Annotated in this window: 16 protein-coding genes and 1 tRNA gene; 14 read left to right on the forward strand and 3 right to left on the reverse strand. The window is 41.5% G+C overall.

Annotation, left to right across the window (positions count from 1 at the left end):
• The first annotated feature begins 63 nt into the window (after positions 1 to 63).
• Entirely contained in the window at positions 64 to 876 is an 813-nt protein-coding gene (icmH, locus tag I3257_RS01750; protein ID WP_060491495.1) for a type IVB secretion system protein IcmH/DotU, read from the forward strand.
• Between the two features lie 254 nt (positions 877 to 1,130).
• On the opposite strand, the gene I3257_RS01755 is transcribed toward icmH, so the two are convergent.
• A tRNA-Asn gene (locus I3257_RS01755) sits at positions 1,131 to 1,206 on the reverse strand.
• A 299-nt stretch (positions 1,207 to 1,505) separates the two neighbouring features.
• The gene (locus I3257_RS01760) at positions 1,506 to 2,708 is read right to left on the reverse strand and encodes a pyridoxal phosphate-dependent aminotransferase (RefSeq protein WP_238048626.1); all 1,203 of its coding nucleotides are present in this window, start codon (positions 2,706 to 2,708) and stop codon (positions 1,506 to 1,508) included.
• Between the two features lie 541 nt (positions 2,709 to 3,249).
• Here I3257_RS01760 and I3257_RS01765 point away from each other — a divergent pair.
• The 9 genes from I3257_RS01765 (at position 3,250) to I3257_RS01805 (ending at position 11,538) form a co-directional block, all read left to right on the forward strand.
• On the forward strand, positions 3,250 to 3,987 hold the full coding sequence (locus I3257_RS01765) for an SDR family NAD(P)-dependent oxidoreductase (RefSeq protein WP_238048627.1): 738 nt from the start codon (positions 3,250 to 3,252) through the stop codon (positions 3,985 to 3,987).
• A 57-nt stretch (positions 3,988 to 4,044) separates the two neighbouring features.
• A complete protein-coding gene (locus tag I3257_RS01770; RefSeq protein WP_238048628.1) occupies positions 4,045 to 5,805 on the forward strand; it encodes an FAD-dependent oxidoreductase in 1,761 nt (586 codons plus the stop codon).
• Between the two features lie 41 nt (positions 5,806 to 5,846).
• The gene (locus I3257_RS01775) at positions 5,847 to 6,830 is read left to right on the forward strand and encodes a DUF1365 domain-containing protein (RefSeq protein ID WP_238048629.1); all 984 of its coding nucleotides are present in this window, start codon (positions 5,847 to 5,849) and stop codon (positions 6,828 to 6,830) included.
• Between the two features lie 80 nt (positions 6,831 to 6,910).
• Positions 6,911 to 8,404, forward strand: a complete 1,494-nt coding sequence (locus tag I3257_RS01780; RefSeq protein ID WP_238048630.1) for a cyclopropane-fatty-acyl-phospholipid synthase family protein — start codon at positions 6,911 to 6,913, stop codon at positions 8,402 to 8,404.
• Between the two features lie 101 nt (positions 8,405 to 8,505).
• Entirely contained in the window at positions 8,506 to 8,916 is a 411-nt protein-coding gene (locus I3257_RS01785; protein WP_060491490.1) for a DUF2177 family protein, read from the forward strand.
• Positions 8,917 to 9,042: 126 nt separating this feature from the next.
• The gene (locus tag I3257_RS01790; protein ID WP_238048631.1) at positions 9,043 to 9,588 is read left to right on the forward strand and encodes an acyl-CoA thioesterase; all 546 of its coding nucleotides are present in this window, start codon (positions 9,043 to 9,045) and stop codon (positions 9,586 to 9,588) included.
• 109 nt (positions 9,589 to 9,697) lie between these two features.
• Complete coding sequence (locus I3257_RS01795; RefSeq protein ID WP_238048632.1) at positions 9,698 to 10,819, forward strand: cation diffusion facilitator family transporter; 1,122 nt, start codon at positions 9,698 to 9,700, stop codon at positions 10,817 to 10,819.
• Between the two features lie 15 nt (positions 10,820 to 10,834).
• Complete coding sequence (locus I3257_RS01800) at positions 10,835 to 10,996, forward strand: hypothetical protein (protein ID WP_238048633.1); 162 nt, start codon at positions 10,835 to 10,837, stop codon at positions 10,994 to 10,996.
• A 50-nt stretch (positions 10,997 to 11,046) separates the two neighbouring features.
• Positions 11,047 to 11,538 (forward strand): DUF2059 domain-containing protein, encoded by a 492-nt coding sequence (locus I3257_RS01805; protein WP_238048634.1) that lies wholly within the window; start codon positions 11,047 to 11,049, stop codon positions 11,536 to 11,538.
• A gap of 184 nt (positions 11,539 to 11,722) precedes the next feature.
• Here the strand turns inward: I3257_RS01805 and dps are convergent, their stop codons facing one another.
• On the reverse strand, positions 11,723 to 12,205 hold the full coding sequence (gene dps / locus I3257_RS01810; protein ID WP_201581658.1) for a DNA starvation/stationary phase protection protein Dps: 483 nt from the start codon (positions 12,203 to 12,205) through the stop codon (positions 11,723 to 11,725).
• A 371-nt stretch (positions 12,206 to 12,576) separates the two neighbouring features.
• Between dps and uvrB the strand changes: the two genes are divergently transcribed.
• The 4 genes from uvrB (at position 12,577) to I3257_RS01830 (ending at position 17,552) form a co-directional block, all read left to right on the forward strand.
• Positions 12,577 to 14,688 (forward strand): excinuclease ABC subunit UvrB, encoded by a 2,112-nt coding sequence (gene uvrB / locus I3257_RS01815; protein WP_025652097.1) that lies wholly within the window; start codon positions 12,577 to 12,579, stop codon positions 14,686 to 14,688.
• An 88-nt stretch (positions 14,689 to 14,776) separates the two neighbouring features.
• Complete coding sequence (locus I3257_RS01820; protein WP_238048635.1) at positions 14,777 to 15,601, forward strand: AbiH family protein; 825 nt, start codon at positions 14,777 to 14,779, stop codon at positions 15,599 to 15,601.
• A gap of 41 nt (positions 15,602 to 15,642) precedes the next feature.
• Complete coding sequence (locus I3257_RS01825) at positions 15,643 to 16,257, forward strand: AbiH family protein (RefSeq protein ID WP_238048636.1); 615 nt, start codon at positions 15,643 to 15,645, stop codon at positions 16,255 to 16,257.
• A 242-nt stretch (positions 16,258 to 16,499) separates the two neighbouring features.
• Positions 16,500 to 17,552: a histidinol-phosphate transaminase gene (locus I3257_RS01830; RefSeq protein ID WP_238048637.1), complete on the forward strand. Its 1,053-nt coding sequence runs from the start codon at positions 16,500 to 16,502 to the stop codon at positions 17,550 to 17,552.
• Positions 17,553 to 18,046: the final 494 nt, after the last annotated feature.

Here is an 18,046-nt window from a genome sequence, read left to right on the forward strand (position 1 = left end):
CGCGCCCTCATTTTGAGGACACGCCCTCAATAGTATTTGAAATAATAAGCATTAGGAATAATCATGTCAGGGAATAATTCAATGGGTTCTGCACCTTCGCTGTTAGATTCAGGTGAGGTGGCTTCAAAGGTCTCAGCAACTGGTCTGGATAAGCGTATCAGTAGTCAGTCGCTGGTAGACATCATGTATGACGGCTTTTACTTGGTGTTTTTATTGCGCAATCATTATTTCAGTACAGAGCCGCGACAGTTTCGTCAAAAAATATATGATTTTTTAGACAAATTCGAGATGAATGCGCGCAAAAAAGGATTTCTGTCAGAAGATATCCATGAAGCCAAGTATGCGTATTGTGCGTTGATTGATGAGACCATCATGACATCGCAAGAGCCAGAATTTCAAACTCTCAAAGATGCTTGGGAGCTAAATCCTTTGCAGTTGGATTTATTTGGCTCACAAATTGCTGGTAATGAGTTCTTTGAGCGTTTAGATGGGCTACGCGAGCAAGGAGAGAGGCGTCTACCTGCTCTGGAGGTCTATCACTATGCGATGCTACTTGGCTTTCAAGGGAAGTATCGTTTAGAAGCGCCAGAGAAAATTCGTTATCTTATCTCACGCTTAGGGGATGAAATTGAGCATCTACGGGGTAATAAGAACGAGTTTTCGCCTTTTTGGGCGATACCCGACCAAATCAAACACACGCTCACGAGCGAAACGCCACTATGGGTCATACTCACGGTCATGGCAGTGTTGTTGACCGCGATATTTGCTACCATGTGGCAGTTTACCAATAGTTTCTCGAATGAGCAGCTGTCAGCATACGACAATGTGATTCAAGAAAACAAAGAGCAAGCTCATATCTCAATTTTCCTACCTTAATTATTTTCCTTACTTTAAATGCTAACTTTTTTAACAGTTTTTATTTCAGCTGCATACGTTGTGCTGAAATAGAAACCGTTAGGACAGCCCCGATTGTTATATCGTTGGCTACTTATTTTTCTACTGAGTTTTATATAAGTTTCTTCATGCCAATGAAAAGAACAGCCATAAAAAAACCCTCATCAAAGAGATGAGGGTTTTGGCAAATGCCATAATTGAATTAAAGATAATTCAAGAAATTTACAACTAAAATGTGGCTCTCCAACCTGGGCTCGAACCAGGGACACACGGATTAACAGTCCGTTGCTCTACCAACTGAGCTATTGGAGAATAAGCTGCAAGTATTTAAAACCTTACAACGAGCCTTAGAAGTCTCTAACGAGTTCTTGCTAAGTGGGGCGTATTCTAGCAAAAATAAAAAATACGTCAAGCCTTTTTTGCATAATTATCAAAGATAATTATTTTAATAAGGGGATAAGGCTTTTTTCGAGGTTTTTTGCCAAAAAAACTCCCAATTGTGAGATGAATAAAAAGCCGCCACATAAAGGATAGGTGGCGTCTTCGTTTATAAGCATATTTATAAGCACATACTTAAGCATAGTAATTTTAAGACAGTGGCTGTTTAGTCTTTATTCAGCAACGTCTAAATCAGCTACCGCTTTTTCGATACGTGATAAGGCGTCTTTTAGCGTTGCTTCATCAGTCGCGTAAGAGATGCGCATATAGCCACCAAGACCAAAGGCGTCACCAGGCACCACTGCTACGCCAACCTTCTCTAACAACCATGCTGAAAATTCAGTACATGATGACAGACCAGCAGCTTTGATGAGTGGTTTGATGTCAGGATATACGTAGAAAGCGCCATCAGGACGCAGGCAGGTAATACCTTTAATCGCGTTCAAACCATCAACGACTAGATCACAACGCTTCTCAAAGGCTTCTACCATCGGCGTGAGCACGATTTGATCGCCACTGATAGCGGCTTCGGCAGCAACTTGGCTGATCGATGTTGGGCATGAGGTTGACTGTGATTGTACTTTTTTCATTGCCCCAATCAGCTTGGCAGGGCCACCAGCGTAACCAATACGCCAGCCAGTCATCGCATATGCTTTCGACACGCCATTTAAAATAATCGCCCGCTCTTTTAGCTCAGGTGCTGCATTCAAAATATTGTAGAACTTATCGCCCGTCCAGCGGATGTGCTCATACATGTCATCTGACACAACATAAACTTGTGGGTGCTTTTTCAGCACTTCAGCGATGGCTTTTAGCTCATCCAACGTGTAAATCATACCGGTTGGGTTAGAGGGGCTGTTTAGTACCAGCATTTTAGTTTTGTCAGTGATGGCGTCTTCTAATTGCGCAGCGGTGATTTTGAAATCTTGCTCAGCAGGGCATTTGACGATGACTGGCACACCTTCTGCAATGATGACCATGTCGGGATAGCTGACCCAGTAAGGTGCTGGAATGATGACTTCATCACCTGGATTGATAAAGGCTTGCGCAAGGTTAAAAAATGATTGTTTACCACCGACCGATACTAGGATTTCATCGGGCTCATAGCTGATGTTGTTATCACGTTTGAACTTCTCAATGATGGCGGTTTTTAGCTCTGGCGTACCATCGACAGCGGTGTATTTGGTAAAACCGTCATTAATGGCATCGATTGCTGCTTTTTTGATGTGCTCTGGCGTATCAAAATCAGGTTCACCCGCACCCAGACCGATAATGTCTTTACCAGCTGCTTTTAGCTCTTTGGCTTTATTGGTAATCGCTAGCGTAGGCGATGGTTTGATGTTGTTGACGCGGTCAGAGAGTTGCAATTCGCTCATGAGAGATCCTTTTTATAGTGGAGTGGGATTGGTGAAGCACTATCATTAATCGTATAACGTTTGAGATGTTATTAGGACACGATATCAGGCAGTTTCAAAAACTGCCGCAACGGAAGTTGATTTTTGAAAACAAATAACCGTTAATAAAGACAAGCGCTTTTAACAGGTTGGATATTTTCATGATAAATACGTTGACTAATCAGCCCTTTAATTCAAATATATTTTTGATTTTTAGTATTGTAGCATGCCGTAATTACGCTGTCTTATAAGGCTAGTAACATAAAACGACAGACCTAAGAGCAATTTTTCTAGTGCGTGAGAGTAGACAGGTTCAGTCAATTGAGAGACGCATTGATTGCGAAACCACAACAATAAATCGATAGCCTTGCGCTATGATTGTTTAGATTTAATAAATAAAATGGATGATACCTTAATAAGAAAAGGTTAATGCCATCAGCTGACTAAAGATGATAAGCAAGTATTTGATACCTGAATGCATGGGAAGTTGTGTACTATCAGCACAAATAAAAGGACGTTTACGATGACTGACTCTACTAAGAAATTACATATACTTATTACTGGCGCGACGTCTGGTATTGGCAATCAATTGGCAAAAGACTATCTACTAGACGGTCATCATGTCTATGCCGTTGGTCGAGACGATAGGGCATTGGCTGCGCTTGAGTCATTAGGCGCAGAAACGGTTGACTTAGATCTCATGGATCGGGATAAAGTTATCGATGCTTTTGAAAAAATTGAAGAGGTTGATTTGGCGATTTGTGGCGCTGGCATGTGCGAATATTTGGACATGCCAAACTTCGATAGCGCCTCGTTTATGAAAGTGATGTCGGTAAATATGGGTACGTTGTCACATGCTATCGAAGGGATATTGCCAAAACTAATCGCCTCAAAAGGTCGTCTGGTTGGCATTGGTTCAGCATCTGCTTATGTGCCATTTGCTCGTGCCGAAGCTTATGGCAGCTCAAAGGCTGCCATCCATTATCTAATGAAAACTTTGCAAATTAGCCTTGCACCGCATGATGTGTCGGTAAGCTTGGTCGTGCCTGGTTTTGTCGAGACGCCAATGACTAAGCAAAACGATTTTCCCATGCCCTTTATCCAAACAACAGCGCAGGCAAGCCAAGCTATTCGTGATGGTATCGCGAGTGGTCGCGATGTGATCGAATTTCCCAAAAAGCTCACTTTACCGTTAAAGGTATTGGGTACGCTGCCAGATTTGGTGTGGCAGCAAGTCAGTGAAAAAATTAATAAAAAATAGCTTATATTGAAAAATTGTAAAAAACAAATTACTAAAAATATGGAAAGGAACGCATCAATGCTGTTTAACCACCGTAAACGTAAGAACCTAGAGACAGTCTCTCATGAAGCCAGCAGCCTCTCAAAACAGACGACTAACGCTCAAGCTAAAAAACGTATTGCTATCATTGGCTCAGGTGTATCAGGATTGACTTGCGCTCATTATCTGGTGGCGCAACATGAAGTGACAGTGTTTGAGGCTAATGATTATATTGGCGGTCATGTAAATACCATCGATGTGGTGCTACAAGACGGCAAAAAAGCAAAGAGCAGCAATGTGGAAAACAGTGCCATAGATACTGGCTTTATCGTCTTTAATGAGCGTACTTATCCCAATTTCTTTCGGCTACTGCATGAGCTGCAAGTGCCGTTTCAATCGACTGACATGAGCTTTTCGGTAAAGAATACGGCGCGCCATTTTGAATACAATGGTCACACGCTCAATACTTTATTATCGCAGCGTAAGAATGTCTTCAATCCAAAATTCTGGCAATTTATCAAAGACATTTTACAGTTCAATAAACATATCAAGCAGCTACGCCAAGACTACGAAATGGCACGTGCTAAAGGGCAAGATGTTAGCATTTTTACTGAGCAAACACTGGGCAGCTATCTCACAGAAAAAAGCTATGGCAAGCTGTTTATAGACAACTATCTGCTGCCAATGGTTTCTGCCATTTGGTCAACCAGTTTGCATGAAGTACAAGACTTCCCACTGGTGTTTTTTGCACAGTTCTTTGACAATCATGGCTTGCTCGATGTGGTTAATCGTCCGCAGTGGTTTACGATTAAAGGTGGCTCAAAACAGTACGTCAATAAGTTGATTCCACGCTTCATCAAAGCGGGCGGTAAGGTGAGAGTAAACAGTCCCGTACAGTCTGTGGTTCGTGATGGTGAGCAAGTATTATTGACGGTTAAAAATAAAAGCATTACTGACAACAATATCGAAAGCTTAAACGAAAAATTGGTATTTGACGAAGTTATCTTTGCTTGTCATGCAGACACCGCGCTCAAAATTTTAACAGATGCCAGTAAGGATGAACATGAGGTACTCAGTCATTTTCGCTTTACCAAAAATACCGCCGTACTGCATACCGATGTCAGTGTCCTACCGAACAAGCCGTTGGCATGGGCCAGCTGGAATTATCTGATTGATGAGAGTCTCACAAATAAAACTGCGCGACAATCAGGACAATCAGCTACTGAAAACCATACTAAAAAAGCGCAAACATCAGCAAAACCAGTGTTGACTTATCACATGAATATTTTGCAACGCCTGACCAAAAAGCACAATTATTTGGTTACGCTAAATCCAGAAACCGCTCATGAAAATGTTGATGATAAGCACGTCATCAAGCGCATCGATTATAGCCATCCTGTATTTGATAAAGCGATGATTAAGGCGCAAAGCAGATGGTCGAGTATCTCTGGTAACGACATGCACACACACTTTTGCGGTGCCTATTGGTTTAATGGTTTTCATGAAGATGGCGTACGTAGTGGTCTACGTGTCTGTCAGGCGCTCGGTCATGATATTGCGATAAAGGACGAGGTTGATCCGACTCATCTGCCTGATGCCGAGAGCGCACATACGCCGTTTCGTTATAAGGACCTACCGGTAAAGGCAGATACCAAATTGCGCACACTTAATAAGCGTGAGGTGGTCACGGCGCTCACCAATCAGGAGCTGATTGAGTACATTGAACGTTTACAACCGACTGTTAAAAATGATGAACCAAAGCGAAAGCGTCGCTTATTCGGTCGTCATAACGTGCAGTGATTTTGGTCGTGAGATCAACGAACACTATTGAAGAGAGTGATATGTCTATTGAAACCGGCACGCCTAATAAGCTGTTACCCCATCAGTTGTTCCATGGGACGACTTGGCACAGTCGGTTACTGCCAAGTGTACATAAATTTGCGTATCCATACCGTTATTGGGGCATCAATATCAGCGCATTGGCTAAAGAGCTGGAGCTTCCTGAAGTAAGTACAGGTATGAGTAGCAAAAATAAGCTTTTAAAAAGGTTGCTTTCAAAAGGGCGTCTGGTCAAAGGATTGCCATTATTTTCAGCAAAGAAAAAAGCCTTGCAGCAGTTTTGTCCTGATGATTACTTACAAGGTCTACCTGTACAAAAGTCAAATAGCCTAAGTAATTACTTAATGAATGATAAGCAGGATAATTGTCGTTCAAATTCTGTTCAAGCACTTAATCATCGCTTAAACCAAGCATTTACTGAGCAAACGGATAGTGCGCCAACAGGCGATATTATTGGAATGCTCGTTTGCCGCAATGCGGGTATATATTTTAGTCCAGTCAATTTTTATTTAGGTTTCGATGAGCAGCAGATACCGTCGCATTTATTGGCTGAAGTCTCTAATACACCATGGGATAAGCGCCATTATTATGGGTTTACACTCAATGGTGCGAATACTGAATTTTGTCATAATAAAGATTTTCATGTCTCACCTTTTAACCCGATCGATCAGCTATATCGTTGGCAGGTTAAGGTAAAAAAGCAGCCGGATAATTGCTTGCAAGTTCGTATTGCTATCGATATCAGCGATGAGCGCGGTGAGGTATTAAAAACGGGTATAAAAATGGCTGGCGTTCCAATGACCGCCACAACGATTCGCAATAGCTTGCGAAAAAACCCGCTAATGAACATGACTTCTGTAACCCGTATTTATTGGCATGCTTTCAAGCTTTATGCGATTAAAAAAGTGCCTTATATTCATTATGATGAAAAACTGGCCGATAGCCAACAGAACAAAGCACCGACTCCAAAAGATATTCTTGGATAGTTGAAGGGCTAACGATCAGCCATAGAAATTTATCAGCGTAACGCTTAAGCATAGAGCATTTAAACAAGGATGAATATACGATGTCAGCACGACCAACCGACCGAGCACCCGTTTCGATATTAGGAAAATTGACTGCACAGATGAGTAAAGTCGTCAATGAGAGCGCCATTTTTCAGCCCGTCAGTGCGGGAATGAATCAATTGGCAAGAAAACTCATCTTCCGCGCATTAGCGCATATCCAGTTTGGTAGCCTGACTATAGTCGAAGCATTCGATGAGCAAGCACCTAATACCGTTAGCTTCGGTAAAGTATCCGATAGTGTCGCGAGCAGTTCGGCAGTGGGTCGCCATTCACTACACGTGACCTTGATGATTCATGATCCTACTGTCTATAGGCAGCTGTTGCTTGGCGGCTCTATTGCGCTAGCAGACAGCTATATCAATGGTGAGTGGGATACGGACGATTTGACCGGGCTGATTCGGTTGGCAGCGCGTAACTTGGCGGTGTTGAATAAGTTAGAAAATCGCTTTGCGGGTGTGAGTAAGGCGTTTGAAAAAGCGAAGCATCGGCTACGTAGCAATGATCAGTCTGGTGCCAAGTCTAATATTTTAGCGCACTATGATTTGGGCAATGATATGTATCAGCGGTTTTTGGATGATACGATGATGTATTCAGCGGCAGTATATCGTACACCTGATGTGTCACTGAGCGCAGCACAGCAGCATAAACTGGCGCTCATTTGCCAGCGATTACAATTGACGCCTGATGATCATGTGATAGAAATTGGCACAGGGTGGGGTGGTTTTGCTATTTATGCCGCCACACACTATGGCTGTCACATAACGACGACGACCATCTCTGACGCCCAGTATGATGAGGCGCAGCGCCGAGTCGATGCGGCAGGGCTGTCTGATAAAATTACCCTGCTGAAGCAAGACTATCGTGAGCTGACAGGGCAGTATGACAAGCTGGTCAGTATCGAGATGATTGAAGCCGTTGGGCACGAGTACTTACCGACGTTTTTTGCCAAATGTAATAGCTTGCTCAAACCCACAGGGCTGATGGTGCTGCAAGCGATTACTTTTAACGATCAAAACTACCAAGATTATGTTAATTCAGTCGATTTTATCCAAACGCACATTTTCCCTGGTGGTTGTTTGTTGTCTAATCAAGAGCTAAATACACAGTTTACGGAACAAACCGACATGGTCATCAAGCAGCTACATGATTACGGTTTTGACTATGCTCATACCTTGCGCGATTGGCGTGCGGCGTTTATGGCACAGCGTGAAGAAATTAAGGGGCTTGGTTATGATGATGCCTTTATTCGCTTGTGGGATTTTTACTTTTGCTATTGTGAAGGTGGGTTTTTAGAGCGCACCATCGGCGTGGTACAGTTGACTGCAGTGAAGCCTGACAATATTGATGTGATGCATTTCTCTGAGTTGTCTTCTCATGACACTCTCACCGATGAGCAAAGCAGCCGCCTGATTCACGATATTATGAATTCTCATGAAAGCGGTAATGTTAACAGTGATGGCGAAGACGCCTCCAAACGAAACATAGCGTCTTAACAAGTTGTGTTTCAATAGGCAGTGTCTTAACAAGCACTGACTTAACAAGCAGTTAGGGAAACAAGCTGGGATTAAAAAACGCTAATTAAAAGGATGTGGTTATGGGTTATGTATTTATATATCTGGCTGCTGTGCTTATATTTTTGGGTATTGACGCAGTTTGGCTCAAGACCATGACGGGCTTATTTTACGAAAAGCGTATCGGGCATCTGCTTGCCGATGAGCCAAACATGATTGCTGCTGGCGTGTTCTATATGTTTTATCTACTGGCTCTCTGTGTCTTGATTTTATATCCACAAATCAAAGCAGGCGCTTCGATTGGTCATATATTCTTGCTTGGCGGCTTGATAGGGCTGATGGCCTACGGTACTTATGACTTTACCAGTTTAGCGTTGTACAAAGGTTTTACACTAGATACAGCGTTGGTTGATTTTGCTTGGGGCGGTATCTTGACAGGTTCAGTGAGCGCCATTGTTGCTTGGCTTGCTTATCGTTTTCATTGGTTGAGCTAAAGTTAAATAGTTTAAGGTTTACATAACCTAGACCATTCAATGACAGAGTGCCGTTTGTGCTCTCTTGTGAGCTGCTGTATAAATGATACTTACTATCAACACGCCCTAAATCATTCAAGGATTTTTATGCCGCAATCCAATACCAGCTCGACTGCCAAGAAAGCCCCATTAAATCATGAGTTATATATGTCGATACTCATGACGCCTGATATGGCGAATTTTATTGGCAATGTGCATGGTGGTGATTTGCTTAAGATGCTCGATCAAGTCGCTTACGCTTGTGCCAGTCGCTATAGCGGCAATTATGTGGTGACGCTGTCTGTTGACCAAGTGATGTTTCGTGAGCCTATATATGTTGGCGAATTGGTTACCTTTGCGGCAAGTGTTAATTATGTGGGAAATACTTCAATGGAGGTCGGCATTCGCGTCGAAGCAGAAGACGTTCGAGCCCGTACTGTACGCCATACCAACAGCTGCTATTTTACGATGGTCGCTATCGATGATAATGGCAAGCCCACACCTGCGCCGCCACTTGATATCAAAAATCCCATGCAGCAATGCCGCGCTGATGCCGCACTAGAGCGTAAAAACCTGCGTCTGGAAAGTTCACATCGACCCAGTTGTGATATCGGGGATATGGTTGGTGAGCTGGCTAATTCTCATGATCGTTAAGAAAAACAGACCTTGTGTAGTTAGTTAAACGGCTTTCAATATACGGTCTATTAATCTGGTTAAATATGTCAATACCTGCGTTCAAGAAGCCTATATTATCGAGATTATTATGAGCTTAAAACCATCGGAAGCCGAGTCACACACTCCTATTTCTCATCAGCCAGCGCCGCGTAGTAGCCGTGCTCGGGGTGCTGGCACGCTCATTAAAGACAGCACTTCTGATGGTAATTCTCACTCTGTATTAGACGATTCTGCTAAGTCGACCACCAATAAAGACAAGCAGCATTCCGCTTCATTGGTAACGGTATTAATTGCCGTTGGAGCCAATATTATCATTGCGATTGCCAAAACGGTAGCAGCATTTATGACGGGTTCTGCTTCTATGATCGCAGAGTCAGCGCATTCGTGGGCAGATGCAGGTAACGGTACTTTATTAATTGTGGCCGAGAAAAAGGCAATCAAACCTGCTGATGAAAGCCATCCCCTCGGCTATGGCAAAGAAGCTTATGTCTGGTCGATGATAGCCGCTTTTGGTGTCTTTATGGCAGGTTCGATTGTCTCCATTTATACCGGTATCACCGAGTGGAATGCTGCGGAAAGCGAGACTAACTATACCATCGGTTTTATTGTATTGGCGATTGCGTTTGTGCTCGAAGGGTTTTCGTTAGGGCAAGCTTACTTACAAAGCAAAAAGCATGGTGAAGCGATAAATGTCAGCGCCATTGGCTATGTGGTCGATACGTCAAACCCAACTTTACGTGGTGTATTCTTTGAAGACTTGGCAGCTGTCATTGGCTTGGTTGTCGCTGCTGCTGCCATGGGTATGCATGCTTATACGGGACAGCCGTTTTGGGATGCGCTCGGCTCCATCATTGTCGGAATATTATTAGGTGCGGTAGCCATTTTTTTAATTAGCCGTAACCGTGACTTTTTGGTCGGTTATAAAGTATCAGAGAGGATACATGGCTATGCATTGACCGAGTTACTCAATCATCCAGATATCGATAGTGTGTCGTACTTACATTTGGAGTGGGTGGGACCCAAAAAGATATTTATGGTGGCAGCAGTCGATATCGCTGGCAATCAAAAAGAAAAAGAGATTGCCCAAAAATTCGAAATTATTGAAAGTCAGTTCCGTGCCAATCCTTTATTTCAGGAAGCTATCCTGACATTATCTGTACCCAATGCTGAAACTTTGAGCTTACCCAATAGTTATAATCAAGATGCCTGATAAAGAGAAACTAACATGAAACTAAGTCTTCAGTCTGCTATAGAGAGCTCTGTTGGGCGTTCACTCATGGTTCGCTCATTAAGTATGACAGTTATCACTATTAGCGCAGTAGCCAGTCTGACTCAAGCACAGGCTGAGCTGGTAATTCATAGTGAGCCTGCTCACAGCAGACAGTAAGTATCAATAGAATAAGTGCGAATACCGCTTCTATTAACAATACCGCTTTTATGAATAATATTTCCCCAACAGATACGTCTATCGTTAAGCTGATGGAAGTGATGCACATTGATGAGCAAATAGAATCTATCGTTAACGGGCAACAAGCGGCTATCGATGCCATCAACGTACAAACGCAAAATCGTACTGAGTCAGTAGGTGATGGTAACTTAAATAAACGTCAACAGGCGCTACAAGAGCAGATTCAAAAAGTGCTAGGTCAATATGCCAAGATAATGACCAATACTATCGGCGATACCACTGACAAGCAGACGTTGACGCAAGCATATATTAATTCAGCAAAAACTTACTATACGCAAGCGGAAGTTGATGCTCAAATTGATTTTTATGATACGGTGATGGGTCAAAGTATCTTGTCGAAACAGCCACAGATTACAGCAGCATTTCTAAAGCAATCTTTGCCTGAGGATACCAGTGAGACAGAGGCGCAGCTGGATGAGCTTTTACCGCAGATGCAACAAATAATCCAAGGTGTTTTTTAACTGACAGCTAATAACTGACAATTTAGCTACTTTAAAGCCCGTTTCTGAGCGCGAATCTTAAAGTTATTACACAGAAATTAATACACACAAAAAAGGTCACTATAAAAGTGACCTTTTTTGCTGATATAGACTGTCTTATTGATATACCTGTTTTATTAGTATAACTGGTTTAGATATAAAGATATTATTTCTTTGGCGCATTAGCACCGATGAACCATGCATCTTTATCCACAGTACGGCTTATTTCCGTTAATAAGTCAGCGGTATCTTCATCGCCGGCATCACCAGCAGCATCAATCCCTTCGCGTAATGAGGCTGCGATAGTCTTATAGCGATTGGTAAGCTCACGGACATGCTGATCGACTTCAGTGATATCAGTAGGGTAAGTATCGAGGATAGAGTCCTCAACGACGCGTTTAGAGATACCATTGGCTTTACCGCCAAGGATAACAATACGCTCAGCGACCGTATCATAAGCTTCAGTCAAGCGACCATAAGTATCATCTAATAACTGATGAACACCGATAAAGCCAGTACCTTGCAAATTCCAATGACATTGCTTACTGTCCATACTCAAATCAATGAGATTCGCTAGATTAGCGTTCAATAAGTCGATCATTTTCTTTGCGGTTGCGTCATCTATTCCACTTGCGTAACGTTCTCTCATGTTCTACTCCATTATGTGTATTATTTTAATGAAAATCTCATTTGTTGTTATTGGTATCTTACTAATGAACTACTTGTTGATTCGTTATAAATAATAGCAGCTTAAATGAAGATTGAAAGCCTCAAGCGTTAGGCTTTATTAGGTGGTCGTGTAATGAGTTTGTTAATCATGAAAAGCTTTGTAAATTTAGCGGATGCTGTGTGCGTTTTTTATAACGAAGGTACTATTTATTCGTTATAAATAGGGCGTATTACGTCATATCTAGATGCTAATATTGTAAGAGAAGATGACAACATAAAACCCTTAATTACCTTTAAAAACCCTAGCTTAGACCCCACATTGTAATAAACCTTCAGAAGAAGAAAGCCATTATGCGAATGCCTGAACCGCGCTCGTCGCGTCAGTTAAATCAATTGGCCACTCAGCTCCAAGGTGAAGCTGAAATTAGTGGTGTTAATGCGTCAGGGACGCAAATATCGAGTCGTGCCTTTGAGATGGTCACAGAATTTGAGCCAGCAGGCGATCAACCGCAAGCGATTGAAAAGCTCGTCAACGGTATTAATTCTGGTATGGATGAGCAGTTACTACTGGGAGTGACGGGTTCAGGTAAGACCTATACCATGGCAAAGGTCATCTCTGAGACGCAGCGTCCAACCATTATTATGGCGCATAACAAAACGCTTGCCGCGCAGTTATATGGTGAGTTTAAGTCATTTTTTCCAAACAATGCTGTTGAGTATTTCGTCAGTTATTATGACTACTATCAGCCGGAAGCCTATGTCGCGGCGAGTGATACCTTTATCGAAAAAGACAGCGCTATTAATGACCATATTGATCAGATGCGTCTGTCAGCGACGCGAGCACTCCTAGAGCGCCGTGATGCAATTATCGTCGCCTCGGTATCGTGCATTTATGGTTTGGGTGATCCAGAAAGCTATCTAAAAATGCTCTTACATGTGGTCGTTGGCGACAAAATTGATCGCACTGCTACCATCAAACGTCTTGTTGAAATGCAATATACGCGCAATGAGCTAGACTTTGGACGCGGTACGTATCGGCTGCGTGGCGAGCTGTTAGATATTTATCCTGCTGAGTCTGAGCAGCTGGCGGTACGTGTGCATTTATTTGACAATGAAGTGGAGAAAATCACGTGGTTCGATCCTCTAACGGGTAAGACGGTACGTAGTGTGCCACGTATTACTATCTATCCAAAATCACACTATGTGACGCCGCGCAATAAACTGGAAGCTGCCAGTCATACCATTCGCGCTGAGCTTGAACCGCGCTTGGAGTATTTCCGCGAAAACAATAAACTGATTGAAGCACAGCGTCTTAAAGAGCGTACTCAGTATGACCTTGAGATGATTCAACAGCTTGGCTACTGTAATGGTATCGAAAACTACTCGCAGCATCTGTCTGGTCGTCCATCAGGGGAAGCGCCGCCGACCTTATTTGACTATATTCCAGAGGATGCGTTGTTATTCCTTGATGAGTCACATGTCACTGTTTCGCAAATTGGTGCAATGTATAAAGGCGATAGATCACGTAAAGAGAACTTGGTCAATTATGGCTTTCGTCTGCCAAGTGCTATGAATAATCGTCCGATGAAGTTTGAAGAGTGGGAGCGTATCAAGCCTAAGACTATTTATGTCAGTGCTACGCCTGCATTGTATGAGCTTGAACACAGCGAGCAAGTCGTTGAACAAGTCGTCCGTCCAACGGGTTTGATTGACCCTGAGATTGAGATTCGTCCTGTATTGACGCAGGTCGATGATGTGTTATCAGAGATTACCAAGCGCCGAGAAAAAGATGAGCGCGTGCTGATTACCACGTTGACCAAGCGCATGTCAGAGGATTTGACCAGTTATCTAAAAGAATACGATGTCAAAGTTGCCTATCTGCACTCGGACATCGATACCGTTGAGCGTATGCAGATCATTCATGAGTTACGTACAGGCGTGCATGATGTGTTGGTCGGTATTAACCTATTGCGTGAAGGGTTAGATATGCCAGAAGTGTCATTGGTCGCGATATTTGATGCCGATAAAGAAGGCTTTTTGCGTTCTGAGCGTGCACTTATTCAGACCATCGGTCGTGCTGCGCGCCATATCAATGGTAAGGCTATCCTTTATGCTGATCGTATTACCAACAGTATGCAAAAGGCGATAGACGAGACCGACCGTCGCCGTGAAAAACAAGTGGCATTTAACCTTGAACACAACATCACACCAAAAGGGGCGCGTCGCAGTATTACTGATAAAATCGATACGGGTGACGATCAGAATGCCAATGACAATCAAGTGATTCCTATCAAGAGCAATCTACCTGATGTCGATATTAGTATCTTACGCAGTCCTGATTTGCTGGCGAAAGAAATCAATCGTCTTGAAAAGCTCATGAAGCAGATGTCGCGTGATTTGAAATTTGAGGATGCAGCGAAAACGAGAGATAAAGTGCTTGAATTAAAGGCGCATTTGATTTAGATGGTAAGGCTTAGAATATAAAAACAGTAGGCGGGTTAACAGATAGTTAGCTCGCCTTCTTTTTGGATTATAAAAAGGAGAATAAAAATTGGACACTAAAAGAATATTTGTACTGGGTAATGGCTTTGATTTAGCACATTATCTACCAACTGCTTATGTGCATTTTATGGATGCAATGATGGTTGTGGAATCTTGCGAAGAAGAAAAACAACTTGGTTTTGATGACTTGTTTCAGAAATATATCTCAGGTGAGTGTTCCAATAGAGACAAAGAGTTTTTTAGCAAGACTAAGGAGTTGTATAAAACAGATGATTTGAGGTTATCGATTGATACTGTAAATGATTTGCAAGAGAAGTTAATAAATAATGGTTGGTTTCAGCATTTTAAGCATCATTTGACCGATGTAGATACATGGATTGATTTTGAGAACGAAATCGAAAGTTTACTAGTAAAAATGTGTGATTTGTTTGAGATAAGTTTTGATGATAAAACCATCGGGTACTTCTCAGATAGAGTACAAATATATCTTCCTAACATGAGTAATAGTCGTAATTTAACTATAAAACATACAGATGTACTAGCTGGCAATTATCGCCAAATCAGTCAAAAATTTTTTGATAATTTTAAATTACAAAAGATGTTTGTACAAAATACGCTAAGTAATTTCCAGCTTATAACTGATATGTATTATAAAGCTGAAGATATACATAATCCGAATGGTTTTGGTGTCAGTAGTATTCAATATAATAAAATTCTTGAAGAAGAGTTTGAAGAGCTCCGAGAACGTGATTCATCGTATGGGAGAAGGGTTGCTAAAAAATCGTTTAAAAACGTTATAGATATAAATTTTCTAAAAAAGTACTCTGATAGTTATTTAGAGTTTGAAGGAAATAAAGTATTAAAAAAATATTGAGTCATTTAGATGGCTTTAACGATATTTTTAAGATGTATATCATGCTAGTAGTAAATCAGCTTGAGCCAATAAATGAGTTTGTAAGGTTTGGTGATTTGAATAAGAACTTACAAGCAATATTTACTTTCAATTACTCTAACTCATTTGAACGTTTGTACTCTGATGTCAAATTATTGACTATTGATAAGGTTCAATATGTTCATGGCAGCACTAACAGTCGTAAAATTGTATTAGGTATAAGTGATCTGGAGGATGAACGTCTTAGAAAATATAAAGTTTATGGTTTTGTTAAAACTCATCAAAAGTTAATTAATGATACTGACTACCAATTCCTTGACCATGAAGATCTAAATATTAAACGTGTATTGGGTCAATCTCTAAGTGATGTGCCTTATGAAGTTATCTTTTGGGGTCATTCTTTAGCTGATTCAGATGCAGAGTATATTAAAGCTGTGTTTGAGATGAATGCTGATGAAAACTTACCCAATGTGAAATTAAGAGTTTGGTGTTTCCAAAATGATCCTCATGAACCGTTAGCTAACTTAATTCACATTGTTTCTAAGGAAGTTGTAGAGCGTTGGATGAAGAAAGGCTGGCTAGTATTTGAAGCTGCACCTGATATTTATGCAGAGAATCAAAAGGCTGAACGATCATAGCTTGAAAGCATTTTTTTGGTAATTTGCGTCCTATTTTTCATAGCAGTATAGGTGACAAAAAATGCCTGTCTGTTGTGTTGAGTTGAACTAATATTAGGATTAAAAGGAAGGGCTTCATAGGTGTAAATTAATAACTAATAATTGGTTATATCAAAACTTGTGTTTATACCAAATGCCCCTTAATATAATATCAATGAGCAATATGAACTTATAACAACGGACGTTGAGGCATATAATCCATCATGCAAAATAATAAATTCTTAGAATTAAATGCGAATGAAAACTCACTAGGTATGTCAGATTCTGCCAAACAAGCCATTATAGAGTCTTTAGGTGAGGGCTTTCGTTATCCAGATAATCCACGCGCGGCGCTCATTAGCAAAATCGCCACCATCCATGGTGTGGCAGAAAACCAAATCTCATTAGGCAATGGCTCGACTGAAAATATTCGAGCTACCTTACAAATGTTGCAAAATAAAGCATTAAAAGAGGGCAGACAGTTTCAAATGGTGATTCCTGTACCAACGTTTGATTGTGCAGAGATGTATGCAAATTCCATTGGCGTGCCTGTGGTCAAGATACCACTAACCGCTGAAAACTATGATTATGATTTTGATGAACTACAAAAAGCAGCTGACGATTTTGATGGCATCAGCCTACTTTATATTTGCAATCCGAACAATCCAACGGGCATCATTACATCAACGCAAAAGCTCAAAAATTGGGTAAGTAATGCACCAGATAGCCATTACTTTTTATTAGACCAAGCTTACTTGGAGTACGTATCAGACCCAAGCTTTGAAAGTGGGATTGAGTGGGTGAAACAAGGGTTATCAGACAATCTTATTGTTATCCATACTTTCTCAAAGTTATGTGCCTTAGCAGGTATGCGAGTGGGCTACGCAGTTTCTAACCCGCAAGCTATTGAGAGTGTCGAAGCGTTTATGTCTATGGACAACACCAACTTGTCAGGTGCGGTTGCTGCTATTGCGACGTTAAATGATGCCAAGTTTTTAGCGCTAAGTTTGCGCAATACCAATCAGTCGCGCCAAATGATTGAGACAGTGTTAGATGACCTTGGATTGCGTTATTTACCTTCACAGACCAATTTTATTTTTCATGAAATAAAAGGTGACTTAAAAACATACATCGATAGAATGCGTGACCATGGCATCAAAGTTGGTCGCGAGTTTCCACCTATTACAGGCTTCAATCGCTTGACGCTTGGCACGCCTGATGAGATGGCAGCATTTATTAAAGTATTAAAGCTGTTCCGTGAAAAAGGCTGGGTCTAAGTAGTACATTAGAAAACTGCTAATTTGAAATATCGATAAACTAGCAAGACTAGCGCGTGTCCTCAATTCAATCGATTACTTGCTAAATGGGCTAAAAATAGCTAAATTTTGCCAAACATCGTCAAATAGCTTCTTAATATCTCGATATTATGTGCGCTACTTTCCTTGTTTGACGGCAATTTATCTGATTTTTATCACCATTTTTAAAATGAGGACACGCCCTAGTATTAGCAAAGTGATTTGCCTATAGGGTGGCTATTTTTTATTTAACGGACACTATCAATAAGTGAGCATCTTACTCATAACAGCTGCTAACGAGTTTCATCGCTCAGAGCGCTTGTAATCAGGGTAAATGCCACTTACCATAACCATTATTATCCGAATGCATCTCACCATCCATATATAAACCCTACTAAATAATCAGAGTAGCAAAAAAGACGAGCGCAAGTGCTACGTCTGCTGGCTGAGCGAGTTTGACATTATTCATCGCATAT

The sequence above is a fragment of the Psychrobacter sp. Ps7 genome (assembly GCF_022129225.1).
Lineage (GTDB): Bacteria > Pseudomonadota > Gammaproteobacteria > Pseudomonadales > Moraxellaceae > Psychrobacter > Psychrobacter immobilis_A.